The organism is Streptomyces sp. NPDC045846 (genome assembly GCF_056431605.1).
Genome location: NZ_JBWKKJ010000004.1, coordinates 394,951 through 409,851, shown reverse-complemented (window position 1 = coordinate 409,851; position 14,901 = coordinate 394,951). Strand labels below are relative to the sequence as shown.

Genomic DNA, 14,901 nt, shown 5'->3' with positions numbered 1-14,901 from the left:
GGCCTGTGCTCAGGCCTGCCTGCGGACCTCCACCACGCGGAACCTGTTCGCCACGAACGCCCCGTCGCACAGGGCCGCGTTGGCCGCCGGGTTGCCGCCCGAGCCGTGGAAGTCGGAGAAGGCGGCCGTCTGGTTGACGTACACCCCGCCCGTCAGGTTCAGCGACAGCTGGGCCGACTCGTCCAGGCAGACGTCCTCCACCGCGCGCTCCACCTCGGGGGAGGTGGTGTACGCGCCGACCGTCATCGCGCCCTTGTCGCGGACCGTGCGGCGCAGCAGCTCGACGGCGTCCGCCGTGGAGTCGACGGCGACGGCGAAGGAGACCGGGCCGAAGCACTCCGACAGGTAGGCGGCCTCCGCGTCCGGCTTCGCGCCGTCCAGCTTCACGATCACCGGGGTGCGGACCACCGCGCCCGGGAACTCGGGGTTGGCCACCTCCCGTGAGGGCAGGGCGACTTCGCCGAGGCCGGCCGCCGCCTCAAGGCGGGACTTCACGTCCGGGTTGACCAGGGCGCCGAGCAGCGCGTTGGCCCGGGCGTCGTCGCCGAGCAGGCCGCTGACCGCGCCCGCGAGGTCGCCGACCACCTCGTCGAAGGACTTCTTGCCCGCGTCGGTGGCGATGCCTTCGCGGGGGATCAGCAGGTTCTGCGGGGTGGTGCACATCTGGCCGCTGTACAGGGACAGCGAGAAGGACAGGTTGGCGAGCATGCCCTTGTAGTTGTCGGTGGAGTCGATGACCACCGTGTTGACGCCGGCCTTCTCGGTGTAGACCTGCGCCTGGCGGGCGTTGGCCTCCAGCCACTCGCCGAACGCGGAGGAGCCCGTGTAGTCGATGATCTTGATCTCGGGGCGGACCGCGAGGGTCTTGGCGATGCCCTCGCCGGGCCGCTCGGCGGCCAGGGCCACGAGGTTGGGGTCGAAGCCCGCCTCGGCCAGCACCTCGCGCGCCACCTTCACCGTCATCGCGAGCGGCAGGACCGCGCGCGGGTGCGGCTTGACCAGCACCGGGTTGCCGGTGGCCAGGGAGGCGAACAGGCCCGGGTAGCCGTTCCACGTCGGGAAGGTGTTGCAGCCGATGAGCAGCGCGATGCCGCGCCCGGCCGGTGTGAACGTCTTGGCGAGCTCCAGGGGCTCGCGCTTGCCCTGCGGCTTGGACCAGGCGGCGCTGCCCGAGGGGGTGCGCGTCTGCTCCTGGTAGGCGTACGCGATGGCCTCCAGGCCGCGGTCCTGTGCGTGCGGCCCGCCCGCCTGGAAGGCCATCATGAACGCCTGGCCGCTGGTGTGCATGACGGCGTGCGCGAACTCGTGGGTGCGGGCGCCGATCCGGGCCAGGATCTCGATGCAGACCAGGGCCCTCGTCTCGGGCCCGGCGGCCCGCCAGGCGGCCATACCGGCCCGCATCGCGGGCAGCAGCACGTCGAGGTCGGGGTGCGGGTACTGGACGCCCAACTCGATTCCGTAGGGCGAGACTTCGGCACCCGTCCAGTCGTCGGTGCCCGGCTGGTCGAGGTCGAAGCGGCGGTTCAGGAGCGCGTCGAAGGCCGCCTTGCCGTCCTCGGCGCCCGTCTCCCCGTAGGCCTTGGGGTGCTCCGGGTGCGGCGACCAGTACGCACGCGTGCGGATCGCCTCCAGAGCCCCGTCCAGGGTGGGCCTGTGCTTCTCGGTCAGCTGCATGGCGAGCAACTCCTCGTCGAGTCTTCGAGCTGGGCAGGGAGAGCCGGACACCGTTAGAGTAACCGAACGATCGGTCGGGACAAGAGGGTCCGGGGAAACCTGTGGACAACTACCGGCCACGCCCGCCACGGCCCCGCTCGGGCGCCCCGGGAGGGGGCCCGCCGGGCCCGTGGGCCAGCCGTAGGGGAGGATCGCGTTCATGACCGAAACCGCCAGCGCACCGGCGATCGCGCCGAGCCGTACCGTCGCCGTCGTCGGCACCGGGACCATGGGCCAGGGCATCGCCCAGGTCGCCCTCGTCGCCGGGCACCGCGTGCGGCTCCACGACGCCGTGCCGGGCCGTGCGCGCGAGGCCGCCGACGCCCTTGCCGCCCGCCTGGACCGGCTGGTCGAGAAGGGCCGCCTGTCCGCCGCCGACCGCGAGGGCGCCCTGGCCCGCCTGCACCCGGCCGATGAGCTCGCGGAGCTCGCCGACGCGGCGCTCGTCGTCGAGGCCGTCCTCGAACAACTCCCGGTCAAACAGGATCTGTTCAGGGCTTTGGAGGCGGTGGTGGCCGAGGACTGCCTGCTCGCCACCAACACCTCCTCGCTGTCCGTGACCGCGATCGCCGGGGCGCTCGACCACCCGGGGCGCTTCGTGGGACTGCACTTCTTCAACCCCGCCCCCCTGCTCCCGCTGGTCGAGGTCGTCAGCGGCTTCGCCACCGACGAGACGGCGGCGACCAGGGCGTACGAGACGGCGAAGGCCTGGGGCAAGACGCCGGTGCGCTGCACCGACACTCCCGGCTTCATCGTCAACCGCATCGCCCGGCCCTTTTATGCGGAGGCCTTCGCCGTCTACGAGGAGCGCGGCGCCGACCCCGCCACCATCGACGCGGTGCTGCGCGAGTGCGGCGGGTTCCGGATGGGCCCCTTCGAGCTGACCGACCTCATCGGGCAGGACGTGAACGAGGCGGTGACGCGCTCGGTCTGGGAGTCCTTCTTCCAGAGCCCCAAGTTCGCGCCGTCGCTGGCCCAGCGCCGCCTGGTCGAGTCCGGACTGCACGGGCGCAAGAGCGGGCGCGGCTGGTACGGCTACGGCTCCGGCGCCTCCCCGAAGGAGGTCGTGCGTCCCGAGCCGCACACCGCGCCGCCCGCCGAGGCCCCGGCGGCCGTCACCGTGGTCGGTGACCTGGGCCCGGCCCGCGAACTGGTGGCGATGATGACGGAGGCCAACATCGCCGTGAAGACCGTCAACGAAGGCGGCCCCTACATCGAGCTTCCGGGGGATGGACAGCTCGTCCCGGCCGACGGCAAGACGTCCGTCGAGTTCGCGGACGTCGTCTACTTCGACCTCGCCCTCGACTACCGGGGCGCCACCCGCATCGCGCTCTCCGCGAGCGAGGACACCTCCGAGCGCGCCGTCAGCGAGGCCGTCGGCCTGTTCCAGAAGCTCGGCAAGGAGGTCAGCGTCATCGGCGACGTGCCGGGCATGATCGTCGCCCGCACCGTGGCGATGCTCGTCGACCTCGCCGCCGACGCCGTCGCCAAGGGCGTCGCCACGCCCGAGGACATCGACACCGCGATGCGGCTGGGCGTCAACTACCCGCTGGGGCCCGTCGAATGGAACCGCCGACTGGGCCGGGACTGGGCGTACGACCTGCTGTCCGCGCTGCACGAGCGCTGCCCCACCGGCCGCTACGCCCCCTCGCTCGCCCTCTTCCGGCAGGCGTACGCGGGTGACGAGGAGACGGGCTCATGACGACCGCCAAGCGCGACACCTACACGCCCGAGACGCTGCTCACGGTCGCCGTGCGGGTCTTCAACGAGCGCGGCTACGACGGCACGTCGATGGAGCACCTGTCCAAGGCGGCCGGGATCTCCAAGTCCTCGATCTACCACCATGTCGCGGGCAAGGAAGAACTGCTGCACCGGGCGGTGAGCCGCGCGACGGACGGACTCTTCGGCGTCCTGGACGAGCCCGGCGCCCTGCGCGGCCGGTCGATCGAGCGGGTCGAGTACGTCACCCGACGTACGGTCGAAGTCCTGATGGCGGAGCTTCCCTACGTCACGCTGCTGCTGCGCGTCCGCGGCAACACCAAGACGGAACGCTGGGCGATGGAGCGCCGCAGGGAGTTCGACCAGCGCGTCGCCGACCTGCTCAAGGCGGCCGTCGCCGACGGTGATCTCCGTGCCGACCTGGACATTCGCCTGGCGACCCGGCTGCTCTTCGGCATGGTCAACTCGCTGGTGGAGTGGTACCGGCCGCAGCGTGAGGGGGAGGCGGACGGGGACCAGGTGGCGGACACCGTGGTCAGGATGGCCTTCGAGGGGCTGCGGACCGGCCATTGAGTTCCGGCGCCGTTGACTGAGGCACCGAAGCGGATCACCATCCACGGTCATGGCTGCCCTGCGAACTCCTGTGCCCTTGGTGTCCGTCTGTGCCGCCGTGCTGCTGGTGGGCACGGCGCTGGCGGGGTGCGGCGGCGGGGGTGGCGGAAACGATCCGGCGGGCAAGTCGCCGGACGCGAGAGCCGCCGTCAAGAAGGCCGAGCCCGCCGGCCAGGCCCCGCCGGCCCGGGGAGACGACTTCGGCTGCCTGACGCCCGAGCAGGCCAAGGCGGGCTCCATCGTCTTCAAGAGCGCGGTGGGATCGCCCACTGGCGGCTTTCTGACCGGCAGTGGCAACACCGGGATCGTTCTCGCCCACCAGGCGGACGGAAACGTCTGTCAGTGGAAGGACAAGGCCGTCGAGCTCGGCAAGGTCGGCTTCCGCGTTCTCGCCGTCAACAACACGACCGGCGACGCGGCCGCCGAGATCGAGGGCGCGGCTGCCCTGCTGCGGGCCGAGGGTGCCTGGAAGCTGCTCCTCATGGGCGCGTCCAAGGGCGGCACGGCCACCCTGGAGGCGGCCGCACACATGCCGCTGAAACCGGACGCGGTGGTCTCCCTGTCCGCGCCCGGGCAGTACGGCCCGATGGACGCGCTCACCGCCGCGAAGTCCCTCGCCGTGCCGGTGCTCTACATGGTGGGCGACCAGGACGGCACGTTCGCCACGGCCGCGCGGGAGCTGAGCGCCGCCAGCACGAAGGCCCCCGAGGACCGGCTGGTCGCGGTGAAGGGCTCGGCCGCGCACGGGGTGGCCCTCCTGGCCGCCCCCGACAACTGGGACACCGTGCTGGCCTTCCTGAGGAAGTACTGCACCTGAGCGGTGCCGGAGCGGCGGCCCCTACGCGGGGTCCAGGTCGGTCTCCTCGAACACGAGCAGCGTGCGCGTCGACAGGACCTCCGGGATGGACTGGATCCGGGTCAGGACGAGCTCGCGCAGCGCTCTGTTGTCGGGCGTGTGCACGAGGAGCAGCACGTCGAAGTCCCCGCTCACCAGGGCGATGTGGGCCGCTCCGGGCAGCTCCCCCAGCTGTTCGCGGACCGTGCGCCAGGAGTTCTGCACGATCTTGAGAGTGACGTAGGCGGCCGCGCCCTGGCCCGCGCGTTCGTGGTCCACGCGCGCGGTGAAGCCGCGGATCACGTTGTCCTCGACGAGGCGGTTGATGCGGGCGTAGGCGTTGGCGCGCGAGACGTGCACCCGCTCGGCCACGGAGCGTATCGAGGCCCGGCCGTCCGTCTGCAGGATGCGCAGGATGGCGTGGTCGATGTCGTCCAGCGGGCGCGCTGGCACCGGCCGGTTGTCGCCGGTGGCCATTTGTTCAGCTGTCATGTCCCCCCGCCTTCCTGTTGTGGACACCCTGTTCCCATCCCAGGCTGTGGAGAACCGTTTGTCCACAGGCTGGAGGTGCCTGTAGCCAAAATGCGTCCACGACCGAACAATCGGTAGGTGAGGGGCGTCACAGTACTGCCCCGCCCCTGGATGTCCGCTCCCACAAGGAGGTGCATTGGCATGACGGTCCAAGAGCTCCCTGGTGCCGCCGCATACCGGCCGACCCCTCCGCCCGCCTGGCGGCCCCGCACCGCCCCCGCGCCGCTCCTCCCCGACCCCGAGCCGCACCGGGTCCTGGGCACTGGTGCCGAGCTCGACCGCGAGCTGATGCTGAAGCTGTACGCGGAGCTGGTGCGCGGACGCCGGTTCAACGCGCAGGCCACCGCCCTCACCAAGCAGGGCCGCCTCGCCGTGTACCCCTCCTCGACCGGCCAGGAGGCCTGCGAGGTCGCCGCGGCGCTCGCCCTCGAGGAGCGCGACTGGCTGTTCCCGAGCTACCGCGACACCCTTGCCGCCGTCGCCCGGGGCCTGGACCCCGTGCAGGCCCTGACGCTGCTGCGCGGCGACTGGCACACCGGCTACGACCCGCGCGAGCACCGCATCGCGCCCCTGTGCACCCCGCTGGCCACCCAGCTCCCGCACGCCGTGGGCCTGGCCCACGCGGCCCGCCTCAAGGGCGACGACGTGGTGGCGCTCGCCCTGGTCGGCGACGGCGGCACGAGCGAGGGCGACTTCCACGAGGCGCTGAACTTCGCGGCCGTGTGGCAGGCCCCGGTGGTCTTCCTGGTCCAGAACAACGGATTCGCGATCTCCGTGCCGCTCGCCAAGCAGACCGCCGCCCCCTCCCTCGCCCACAAGGCCGTCGGCTACGGAATGCCGGGCCGCCTGGTCGACGGCAACGACGCGCCCGCCGTGCACCAGGTGCTGTCCGAGGCCGTCGCCCGCGCCCGGCGCGGCGGCGGTCCCACCCTGATCGAGGCCGTCACGTACCGCATGGAGGCGCACACCAACGCGGACGACGCGACGCGCTACCGGGGCTCGGCCGAGGTCGACGCCTGGCGCGACCACGACCCGATCCGGCTCCTGGAGGGCGAGTTGACCGCCCGCGGCATCCTCGACGAGGACGGCATACGCACCGCCGCCGAGGCCGCCGAGACCATGGCCGCCGCGCTGCGCGAGCAGATGAACGCCGAGCCCGCCCTCGACCCGATGGACCTCTTCGCCGAGGTCTACGCCGAGCAGAGCAGCCACCTGCGCGAGCAGGCCGCCCAGTTGCGCGCCGAGCTGGAAGCCGAGGCCCGGTGATGACCACCGCCACCGCCAAGAAGCCCGCCACCATGGCACAGGCCCTGCAACGCGCGATGCGCGACGCCATGGCCGAGGACCCGACCGTGCACGTCCTGGGAGAGGACGTCGGCACCCTGGGCGGCGTGTTCCGGGTCACCGACGGCCTCGCCAAGGAGTTCGGCGAGGACCGCTGCACCGACACCCCGCTCGCCGAGGCGGGCATCCTCGGCACGGCCGTCGGCATGGCGATGTACGGGCTGCGGCCGGTCGTCGAGATGCAGTTCGACGCCTTCGCCTACCCGGCGTTCGAGCAGCTCATCAGCCATGTCTCCAGGATGCGCAACCGCACCCGCGGAGCGATGGCGATGCCCATCGTGGTGCGCGTTCCCTACGGCGGCGGCATCGGCGGCGTCGAGCACCACAGCGACTCCAGCGAGGCCTACTACATGGCGACGCCGGGCCTGAAGGTCGTCACCCCGGCCACCGTGGAGGACGCCTACGGGATGCTCCGCGAGGCCATCGCGTCCGACGACCCGGTCGTCTTCCTGGAGCCGAAGCGGCTGTACTGGTCGAAGTCCGACTGGTCGCCCGAGGCCCCGACAGCCGTGGAACCCATCGGCCGGGCCGTCGTGCGGCGCGCCGGGCGCAGCGCCACGCTCCTCACCTACGGTCCGTCGGTGCCGGTGTGCATGGAGGCGGCCGAGGCGGCTCGCGAGGAGGGCTGGGACCTCGAAGTCGTCGACCTGCGCTCGCTCGTGCCCTTCGACGACGAGACGGTGTGCGCGTCGGTGCGCCGCACCGGGCGGGCCGTGGTCGTCCACGAGTCGGCCGGATTCGGCGGACCCGGCGGCGAGATAGCCGCGCGCGTCACGGAGCGCTGCTTCCACCATCTGCAGGCGCCCGTGCTGCGGGTCGCGGGCTTCGACATCCCCTATCCGCCGCCGATGCTGGAGAAGCACCATCTGCCGGGCGTGGACCGGGTGTTGGACGCGGTGGCGCGGTTGCAGTGGGAGGCGGAGCACTGATGCCGAAGGTGCTGGAGTTCAAGCTGCCCGACCTCGGTGAGGGGCTCACCGAGGCGGAGATCGTGCGCTGGCTGGTGGCGGTCGGCGACGTGGTGGCCGTCGACCAGCCGGTGGTCGAGGTCGAGACGGCCAAGGCGATGGTCGAGGTGCCCTGCCCCTACGGCGGTGTGGTCACCGCGCGCTTCGGCGACGAGGGCACCGAACTGCCCGTCGGCGCACCCCTGTTGACGGTCGCCGTCGGGGCCCCGCAGCGGCACGAGGCCGCCGAGGCCGCCGAGTCCGCCCAGGACGCCGGGTCCGCCGGGGCCTCGGAAGGCTCCGGCAACGTCCTGGTCGGCTACGGGACGGGGACGGCCACCACCCGCCGCCGCACCCGCCTGCGGCCCACGGCCCCGGTCACGTCGTCGGCCCCGGGTCCGGCGGCGCCGGTCGAGGCGGCTGGTCCCGTGCCCGTCATCTCGCCGCTGGTGCGCAGGCTGGCCCGGGAACACGGCCTCGATCTGCGCGCGTTGCGGGGCACCGGGCCGCAGGGCCTCATCCTGCGCTGCGACGTCGAGTCGGCGATGCGGACGCCCGGGGCCACCGTTTCTGCCCCGTCCCCGGTCGCGGCCTCGGCCCCGGCCGGTGAGCGGGTCGCGCTGAAGGGCATCCGGGGCGCGGTCGCCGACAAGCTCAGCCGCAGCCGTACCGAAATCCCGGACGCCACCTGCTGGGTGGACGCCGACGCCACGGAGCTGATGGCGGCCCGCGCCGCCATGAACGCCGCAGGCGGCCCCAAGGTGTCCGTCCTCGCGCTGCTCGCCCGGATCTGCACGGCGGCCCTCGCCCGCTTCCCCGAGCTCAACTCGACGGTGGACACGGCGGCCCGCGAGATCGTCCGGCTGCCCGCGGTCCACCTGGGCTTCGCGGCGCAGACCGAGCGCGGCCTGGTCGTGCCGGTCGTCCGCGACGCCCACACCCGCAACGTCGACGCGCTCGGCGCCGAGCTCGCCCGCCTCACCGAGGCAGCACGTACCGGCACGCTGACCCCGGCCGAGCTGACCGGCGGCACCTTCACCCTCAACAACTACGGGGTGTTCGGCGTCGACGGCTCCACGCCGATCATCAACCACCCCGAGGCGGCGATGCTGGGCGTGGGCCGCATCATCCCCAAGCCCTGGGTGCACGAGGGCGAGCTCGCGGTGCGCCAGGTGGTCCAGCTGTCCCTCACCTTCGACCACCGGGTGTGCGACGGCGGCACCGCGGGCGGCTTCCTGCGCTACGTCGCCGACTGCGTGGAACACCCGGCGGTGCTGCTGCGCACGCTGTGACGAACGTCCCCGCGGACTCGGGACGTTCGCGGGGACGTCGCTGATCGTCCGGCGGCCCATACTCGGAAGATGACCGCGTATGACGCCGCACCGACCGCGTATGACGCCGTAGTCCTCGCCGGTGGCGCCGCCAAGCGGCTCGGCGGCGCCGACAAGCCCGGGCTCAGCGTGGGCGGCCGGGCCCTGCTCGACCGGGTGCTGACCGCCTGCGCCGGCGCCGCGACCACCGTGGTCGTGGGCGGGCGGCGGCCCACCGCCCGGCCCGTGGTGTGGACCCGGGAGGAACCGGCGGGCGGCGGCCCGCTGGCCGCGCTGGACGCCGGTGTACGCCGCACCTCCGCCCCGAGCGTGCTCGTCCTCTCGGCCGATCTGCCGTTCCTGGCCGCGCCGACCGTCGACGCGCTCCTGGACGAGCTGGGGCGCTCCGGCCGCGAGGGCGTGCTCTGCACCGACGCCGACGGGCGCGAACAGCCGCTGGTCGCCGTCTACCGCGCCGAACCACTGCGCCGCGAGCTCGCGCTGCTCGCCACCGAACACGGCTCGCTCGCCGGTCTCCCGCTGCGGCTGCTCGTCCGGGAACTCGACCTCGGCCGCCTCCCCGCCGACCCGCTCGCCTCCTTCGACTGCGACACCTGGGATGACCTCGCGGCAGCCCGGGCCCGGATCAGGGACCATGGGGGCGTGCTGGACGAATGGATCACCGCAGTCAAGGACGAACTCGGCATCGAGCTGGACGTCGACACCGGCGTGCTGCTCGATCTCGCCAGGGACGCCGCCCACGGCGTCGCCCGGCCCGCCGCCCCGCTCACCACCTTCCTGGTCGGCTACGCGGCCGCGAAGGCGGGCGGCGAGGGCAAGGACGTGGTGGAGGCGGCCCGCAGGGCCGCGGCGCTCGCCAACCGCTGGGCGGCCGAGACCGAGACGGCCGACGGCCCGAGGAACGACGCCGGATGACCGCCCGGAGCCCGGGGGCGGACGACGGGTCCGACGAGGCCCTCGCCCTGCTGCGCGATGCCGGGCCCGCGGTGAACCCGGCCGGGGAGAGCCCCGCCGCGGGCCGGGCCCGCGCCGAGACCCCGGCACCGGAGGCCCGACAGGTGCCCCGCCACCGAGCCATGGCCTGGTCCGAGGCGCGCACCGTGGCCGCCCGGGCCGGCCGGGCCGCACCCGCCCGTTCCCACCGGGTGCCGCTGGAGCGGGCGCTGGGCGAGATCCTCACCGAGCCGCTGACCGCGCTCACCGACCTGCCGTCCTTCGACACCTCCGCCATGGACGGCTGGGCCGTCGCCGGTCCCGGTCCGTGGGCGGTGCGGGACGGCGGCATCCTCGCCGGGCACGCCCTGCCCGGCGCCCTCGCCGACGGGGAAGCGGTACGCATCGCCACCGGAGCCCGCATCCCCGCCGGGGCCACCGCGGTGATCCGCAGCGAACACGCCCGCACCGACGAGGCCCGCACCCAGCTCCAGGCCGACCGCGTGGTGCTGCACGGCCAGGACATCCGCCCACGCGGCCAGGAATGCCGCTCGGGCGACGCGCTGCTTCCCGCCACCGCCCTGGTCACCCCGGCCGTGCTGGGCCTCGCCGCGGCCGCCGGGTACGACGAGCTGAGCACGGTGCCCAGACCCCGTGTCGAGATCCTGGTGCTCGGCGACGAGTTGCTCACCAGCGGGCTCCCGCACGACGGGCTGATCCGGGACGCGCTCGGGCCGATGCTCGGGGTCTGGCTGCGGGCGCTCGGCGCCGAGGTCATCGGCACACGGCGGCTCAAGGACGACGCGGGGGCGCTGCTCGCGGCCGTCACCGCCTCCTCGGCCGACCTCGTGATCACGACGGGCGGCACGGCGGCCGGACCCGTCGACCACGTCCACCCCGTGCTCCACAAGGCGGGTGCGGAGCTCCTGGTCGACGGCGTCGCCGTGCGGCCGGGCCATCCCATGCTGCTGGCGCAGATCGGCGTGGGGAAGCACCTCGTCGGGCTGCCCGGCAACCCGCTCGCCGCGGTGTCCGGACTCCTCACCCTGGCCGAGCCGCTGCTGCGTGAACTCGCGCACCGGGCACGGCCGGTGGCGTACACCGCCCCGCTGCGCAACGAGGTGCAGGGGCATCCGCACGACACCCGGCTCGTGCCCGTGGTGCACCGCGCCGACCGGGTCGTGCCGCTGCACTACAACGGCCCGGCGATGCTGCGCGGGATCGCGGCCGCCGACGGTCTCGCGGTGGTGGCGCCGGGCGGGGCTCGCGCGGGCCAGGAGGTCGAGATCCTCGACCTGCCCTGGTCTCCGTCGGCTTCAGGAGAAGGCTGTTTCACGTGAAACGGCCTTCCCTCACCCCCAACTCACCATCGGGCAAAGCTTGTTCTCCGTAGCGAACCCCTCGATCCTCACCAACTCCAGCTCACTTGAAGGACGTTTCACGTGAAACGCCCCGCCAGAACCGCCAGAACCACCCGATCCGCACGCACCTCCAACTCCCGCCTCGACGAAGGGTGTTTCACGTGAAACTGCCCGGCCATGACGCGATGGCACGCCAGGCGGGCGAGAACCTGATCACCCGGCGGGTGAAGCTGCCGCGCCGGGTCGTCGACCGGCCGCTGCGCCAGGTCGCCAAGCGACTCCTGATGGCGCTCGCCGTGCTGATACTGACGACCGTCATCGTCTGGATCGACCGGAGCGGCTATCACGACAACGCCAACGGCAAGGTCGACTTCCTCGACGCCGTGTACTACGCCACCGTCACGCTCTCCACGACGGGCTACGGCGACATCGTCCCCTACAGCGACAGCGCGCGCCTGACCAACATCCTGCTGATCACGCCCCTGCGCGTGTTGTTCCTGATCATCCTCGTCGGAACCACTCTCGAAGTCCTCACCGAACGGACCCGAGAAGAGTGGCGGCTCAACCGCTGGAAGGCTCAATTGCGAGAGCACACCGTCGTCGTCGGCTTCGGGACGAAGGGCCGTTCGGCGATCCAGACCCTGTGCGCGACGGGCCTGCGGAAGGACCAGGTCGTGATCGTCGACCCGAGCGCGAAGGTGATCGAGACCGCCAACGCGGAGGGCTTCGTCGGTGTCATCGGGGATGCCACCCGCAGCGATGTGCTGCTGCGGGCCGAGCTCCAGAAGGCCCGTCAGGTCGTCATCGCGACCCAGCGGGACGACACCGCGGTCCTGGTCGCGCTGACGGCCCGCCAGCTCAACCGGGGCGCGAAGATCGTCGCCGCGGTGCGGGAGGAGGAGAACGCGCCGCTGCTGCGCCAGTCCGGAGCCGACGCCGTCATCACCAGCGCCAGCGCGGCCGGCCGGCTGCTCGGCCTGTCCGTGCTCAGCCCGAGCGCGGGCACGGTGATGGAGGACCTGATCCAGCAGGGCAGCGGGCTCGACATGGTGGAGCGCCCGGTGCGCAAGAGCGAGGTCGGGCGCGGGGTCCGGGAGACCGACGACCTGGTGGTGAGCGTGCTGCGCGGCCACCGGCTGCTGGCGTACGACGATGCCAAGGCCAGCCCGCTCCAGCTCACCGACCGGCTCATCACGATCGTACGAGCCGGTGGTGCGCCGGTGGAGGGTCAGCCGGAGTAGCGTCGGCCGCATGTATGCGATCACGATTCCTGAGCCGGGCGGTCCCGAAGCGCTGGTCTGGGCCGAGGTCCCCGATCCCGTACCGGGTGAGGGAGAGGTCCTCGTCGAGGTGGCTGCCGCCGCCGTCAACCGTGCCGATGTGCTCCAGCGGCAGGGCTTCTACAACCCGCCGCCCGGTGCGTCCCCCTACCCGGGCCTCGAATGTTCGGGGCGCATCGCCGCGCTGGGGCCCGGAGTGTCCGAGTGGAGCGTCGGCGACGAGGTGTGCGCGCTGCTGAGCGGCGGCGGCTACGCCGAGAAGGTGGCCGTGCCGGCCGGGCAGCTGCTGCCGGTGCCGGAGGGTGTGGAGCTGGCCGAGGCGGCGGCCCTGCCCGAGGTCGTCTGCACCGTCTGGTCCAACGTCTTCATGGTGTCCCACCTGCGGCCCGGCGAGACGCTCCTGGTGCACGGCGGGGCGAGCGGGATCGGCACGATGGCGATCCAGCTCGGCAAGGCGGTCGGCGCCAGGGTCGCGGTCACGGCGGGCGGCCCCGACAAACTGGCGCGCTGCGCCGAACTGGGCGCGGACATCCTGATCGACTACCGCGAACAGGACTTCGTGGACGAGGTGTTGAAGGCCACGGACGGTGTCGGGGCCGATGTCATCCTCGACATCATGGGCGCCAAGTACCTGGACCGGAACGTGCGGGCGCTCGCCGTCAACGGGCGGCTCGCCGTGATCGGCCTCCAGGGCGGCGCCAAGGGCGAGCTGAACCTCGGCGCGCTGCTGACCAAGCGGGCCGCGGTCACCGCGACCTCGCTGCGGGGCCGGCCCGCCTCGGAGAAGGCGGCCATCGTGGCGGCCGTCCGCGAACACGTGTGGCCGCTCATCGCCGGGGGCCGGGTGCGGCCCGTGGTGGACCGGACGCTGCCGCTGGCGGACGCCGCCGAAGGACACCGGGTGCTGGAAGCCTCCGGACACGTGGGCAAGGTGGTGCTGACCGCCGGGTGAACGTGAGGAGGGGGCGCCGGGAAGGCGCCCCCTCCGGCCGCTCGGTACGCGGCCCCGTAGAGCCGGTACGCGGGCCGGTTACAGGTACGGGCCGGAGCGGGCGCCCGCGTGCGGGCCGTCCTCGTCCTCGTCGTCGTGCGAGACGCCGGGCGGCAGCGCGCGCCGCATCTGCTCCAGCTGGGCGCGGGCCGCCATCTGCTGGGCGAACAGGGCCGTCTGGATGCCGTGGAAGAGACCTTCGAGCCAGCCGACCAACTGGGCCTGGGCGATGCGGAGTTCGGACTCCGACGGGATGGCCTCGTCCGTGAACGGCAGGGAGAGCCGCTCCAGCTCCTCGACCAGCTCCGGCGCCAGGCCGTCTTCCAGCTCCTTCACGGACGAAGCGTGGATGTCCTTCAGGCGTACTCGGCTCGCCTCGTCGAGAGGAGCCGCGCGGACCTCCTCAAGGAGCTGCTTGATCATGCTGCCGATACGCATGACCTTTGCGGGCTGTTCGACCATCTCCGTCACCGGGACCTCGCGGGACTCGTCGTCTCCACCGCCGATCGCCATACCGTCCTGGCCTACGACCAGGATGTGGGGGCTGTCCGGCGACTTATCGTTCCTCGGCATCTCCATGCCGTCCATTCTCTCGCACACGTGCCTCACATCACGGTGTGCCCCCGGGAAGGACTGATCCACCGCGCTGCGGGCGCCGATTCCCGTCGTGGGGCGACCGTTTCACGTGAAACGGCGCGAGGCTCCCCGTCGCTCCGTCACGGCCGCCGCAGCCGCAGCCCCAGGAATCCGAGCCCCAGGCCGGTCAGGGTCAGGCCCGCGCCCAGGGAGAGGACGTGGACGCGCAGGTCGGAGCTGGTGGAGACGGCCTGGGGTTGCTGACGGTGACGGGCGGCGGGAAGGACCCCTTCGGGCGTCGGGGTGGGTGGCGGCGGGGCCGGAGGCTCCGGGGTCGGAATCTGCCGGGGCGCCTGCGGCACCGCCTCGTCCCGGGCCGTGGCCAGATCGGCGGGCGCCACGTCGTCGGGGGCGTCCGGGAGCGGGTCCGTGGTCTCCACGCGGCCCGGCCGGATCCGGCCCTCGCCCGCCCGGCTGCCCGCGAGGTGCTGGTCCTCCGAGACCGTCGGCGAGGGGTCGGCCCGGGGCGAGGCCGGCGCCGTGCCGGAGGGAACCACGCTCGGGGACGGGCCGGGTGACGGGGTGCCGACGGCGACCGCGTACGGCAGGGGCGTCAGGAGCAGCGCCCCCGTCAGCGATGCGGCCGCGGCGAGCGACCGGATCCCTGGAGGCATGGGAGGGCCCCTTCCCGTACGGACGTGCAGGATCGCCTGGGGTGACCGAATCAG

14 protein-coding genes are annotated in these 14,901 nt (G+C 72.9%); 10 read left to right on the top strand and 4 right to left on the bottom strand.

The features are described from left to right. Positions 1-9: 9 nt before the first annotated feature. Entirely contained in the window at positions 10-1,674 is a 1,665-nt protein-coding gene (paaN, locus tag AC07F3_RS14020) for a phenylacetic acid degradation protein PaaN (RefSeq protein WP_479113728.1), read from the bottom strand. 199 nt (positions 1,675-1,873) lie between these two features. Between paaN and AC07F3_RS14015 the strand changes: the two genes are divergently transcribed. From AC07F3_RS14015 to AC07F3_RS14005, 3 genes are read left to right on the top strand one after another with little or no spacing between them, the layout of a single operon-like run. After that, positions 1,874-3,415 carry a 3-hydroxyacyl-CoA dehydrogenase gene (locus AC07F3_RS14015; protein WP_479113726.1) on the top strand — a complete coding sequence of 514 codons (1,542 nt, stop codon included), beginning with the start codon at positions 1,874-1,876 and terminating at the stop codon, positions 3,413-3,415. Next, positions 3,412-4,005, top strand: coding sequence for a TetR/AcrR family transcriptional regulator (locus AC07F3_RS14010; protein WP_479113724.1), 594 nt, complete (start codon positions 3,412-3,414; stop codon positions 4,003-4,005). The genes AC07F3_RS14015 and AC07F3_RS14010 overlap by 4 nt, the downstream gene beginning before the upstream one ends. Before the next feature lie 49 nt (positions 4,006-4,054). Further along, entirely contained in the window at positions 4,055-4,861 is an 807-nt protein-coding gene (locus AC07F3_RS14005; RefSeq protein WP_479113722.1) for an alpha/beta hydrolase family protein, read from the top strand. 21 nt (positions 4,862-4,882) lie between these two features. Here the strand turns inward: AC07F3_RS14005 and AC07F3_RS14000 are convergent, their stop codons facing one another. Then, on the bottom strand, positions 4,883-5,371 hold the full coding sequence (locus tag AC07F3_RS14000; protein ID WP_479113720.1) for an Lrp/AsnC family transcriptional regulator: 489 nt from the start codon (positions 5,369-5,371) through the stop codon (positions 4,883-4,885). Between the two features lie 180 nt (positions 5,372-5,551). On the opposite strand from AC07F3_RS14000, the gene pdhA reads away from it, so the two are divergent. The 7 genes from pdhA (at position 5,552) to AC07F3_RS13965 (ending at position 13,558) form a co-directional block, all read left to right on the top strand. Beyond that, a complete protein-coding gene (gene pdhA, locus AC07F3_RS13995) occupies positions 5,552-6,676 on the top strand; it encodes a pyruvate dehydrogenase (acetyl-transferring) E1 component subunit alpha (RefSeq protein ID WP_479113718.1) in 1,125 nt (374 codons plus the stop codon). After that, positions 6,676-7,683: an alpha-ketoacid dehydrogenase subunit beta gene (locus tag AC07F3_RS13990; RefSeq protein WP_479113716.1), complete on the top strand. Its 1,008-nt coding sequence runs from the start codon at positions 6,676-6,678 to the stop codon at positions 7,681-7,683. The genes pdhA and AC07F3_RS13990 overlap by 1 nt, the downstream gene beginning before the upstream one ends. Beyond that, complete coding sequence (locus AC07F3_RS13985; protein ID WP_479113715.1) at positions 7,683-8,993, top strand: dihydrolipoamide acetyltransferase family protein; 1,311 nt, start codon at positions 7,683-7,685, stop codon at positions 8,991-8,993. The genes AC07F3_RS13990 and AC07F3_RS13985 overlap by 1 nt, the downstream gene beginning before the upstream one ends. 69 nt (positions 8,994-9,062) lie before the next feature. Further along, entirely contained in the window at positions 9,063-9,947 is an 885-nt protein-coding gene (locus AC07F3_RS13980; RefSeq protein WP_479113714.1) for an NTP transferase domain-containing protein, read from the top strand. After that, entirely contained in the window at positions 9,944-11,305 is a 1,362-nt protein-coding gene (locus AC07F3_RS13975; protein WP_479113712.1) for a molybdopterin molybdotransferase MoeA, read from the top strand. The genes AC07F3_RS13980 and AC07F3_RS13975 overlap by 4 nt, the downstream gene beginning before the upstream one ends. Before the next feature lie 182 nt (positions 11,306-11,487). Beyond that, positions 11,488-12,567 carry a potassium channel family protein gene (locus AC07F3_RS13970; protein ID WP_479113710.1) on the top strand — a complete coding sequence of 360 codons (1,080 nt, stop codon included), beginning with the start codon at positions 11,488-11,490 and terminating at the stop codon, positions 12,565-12,567. A gap of 10 nt (positions 12,568-12,577) precedes the next feature. Then, positions 12,578-13,558, top strand: a complete 981-nt coding sequence (locus tag AC07F3_RS13965) for an NAD(P)H-quinone oxidoreductase (protein ID WP_479113708.1) — start codon at positions 12,578-12,580, stop codon at positions 13,556-13,558. Positions 13,559-13,636: 78 nt separating this feature from the next. Here AC07F3_RS13965 and AC07F3_RS13960 read toward each other — a convergent pair whose 3' ends face one another. Both AC07F3_RS13960 and AC07F3_RS13955 read right to left on the bottom strand, forming a co-directional pair. Next, positions 13,637-14,176, bottom strand: coding sequence for a bacterial proteasome activator family protein (locus AC07F3_RS13960; RefSeq protein ID WP_114038780.1), 540 nt, complete (start codon positions 14,174-14,176; stop codon positions 13,637-13,639). A gap of 137 nt (positions 14,177-14,313) precedes the next feature. Next, positions 14,314-14,847 (bottom strand): hypothetical protein, encoded by a 534-nt coding sequence (locus AC07F3_RS13955; protein WP_479113706.1) that lies wholly within the window; start codon positions 14,845-14,847, stop codon positions 14,314-14,316. Between the last annotated feature and the right edge of the window lie 54 nt (positions 14,848-14,901).

Bases quoted from the DNA above. Each gene is read 5' to 3' on its own strand.
- paaN (WP_479113728.1), bottom strand. From the start codon at position 1,674: ATGCAGCTGACCGAGAAGCACAGGCCCACCCTGGACGGGGCTCTGGAG.
- AC07F3_RS14015 (WP_479113726.1), top strand. From the start codon at position 1,874: ATGACCGAAACCGCCAGCGCACCGGCGATCGCGCCGAGCCGTACCGTC.
- AC07F3_RS14010 (WP_479113724.1), top strand. From the start codon at position 3,412: ATGACGACCGCCAAGCGCGACACCTACACGCCCGAGACGCTGCTCACG.
- AC07F3_RS14005 (WP_479113722.1), top strand. From the start codon at position 4,055: ATGGCTGCCCTGCGAACTCCTGTGCCCTTGGTGTCCGTCTGTGCCGCC.
- AC07F3_RS14000 (WP_479113720.1), bottom strand. From the start codon at position 5,371: ATGACAGCTGAACAAATGGCCACCGGCGACAACCGGCCGGTGCCAGCG.
- pdhA (WP_479113718.1), top strand. From the start codon at position 5,552: ATGACGGTCCAAGAGCTCCCTGGTGCCGCCGCATACCGGCCGACCCCT.
- AC07F3_RS13990 (WP_479113716.1), top strand. From the start codon at position 6,676: ATGACCACCGCCACCGCCAAGAAGCCCGCCACCATGGCACAGGCCCTG.
- AC07F3_RS13985 (WP_479113715.1), top strand. From the start codon at position 7,683: ATGCCGAAGGTGCTGGAGTTCAAGCTGCCCGACCTCGGTGAGGGGCTC.
- AC07F3_RS13980 (WP_479113714.1), top strand. From the start codon at position 9,063: ATGACCGCGTATGACGCCGCACCGACCGCGTATGACGCCGTAGTCCTC.
- AC07F3_RS13975 (WP_479113712.1), top strand. From the start codon at position 9,944: ATGACCGCCCGGAGCCCGGGGGCGGACGACGGGTCCGACGAGGCCCTC.
- AC07F3_RS13965 (WP_479113708.1), top strand. From the start codon at position 12,578: ATGTATGCGATCACGATTCCTGAGCCGGGCGGTCCCGAAGCGCTGGTC.
- AC07F3_RS13960 (WP_114038780.1), bottom strand. From the start codon at position 14,176: ATGGAGATGCCGAGGAACGATAAGTCGCCGGACAGCCCCCACATCCTG.
- AC07F3_RS13955 (WP_479113706.1), bottom strand. From the start codon at position 14,847: ATGCCTCCAGGGATCCGGTCGCTCGCCGCGGCCGCATCGCTGACGGGG.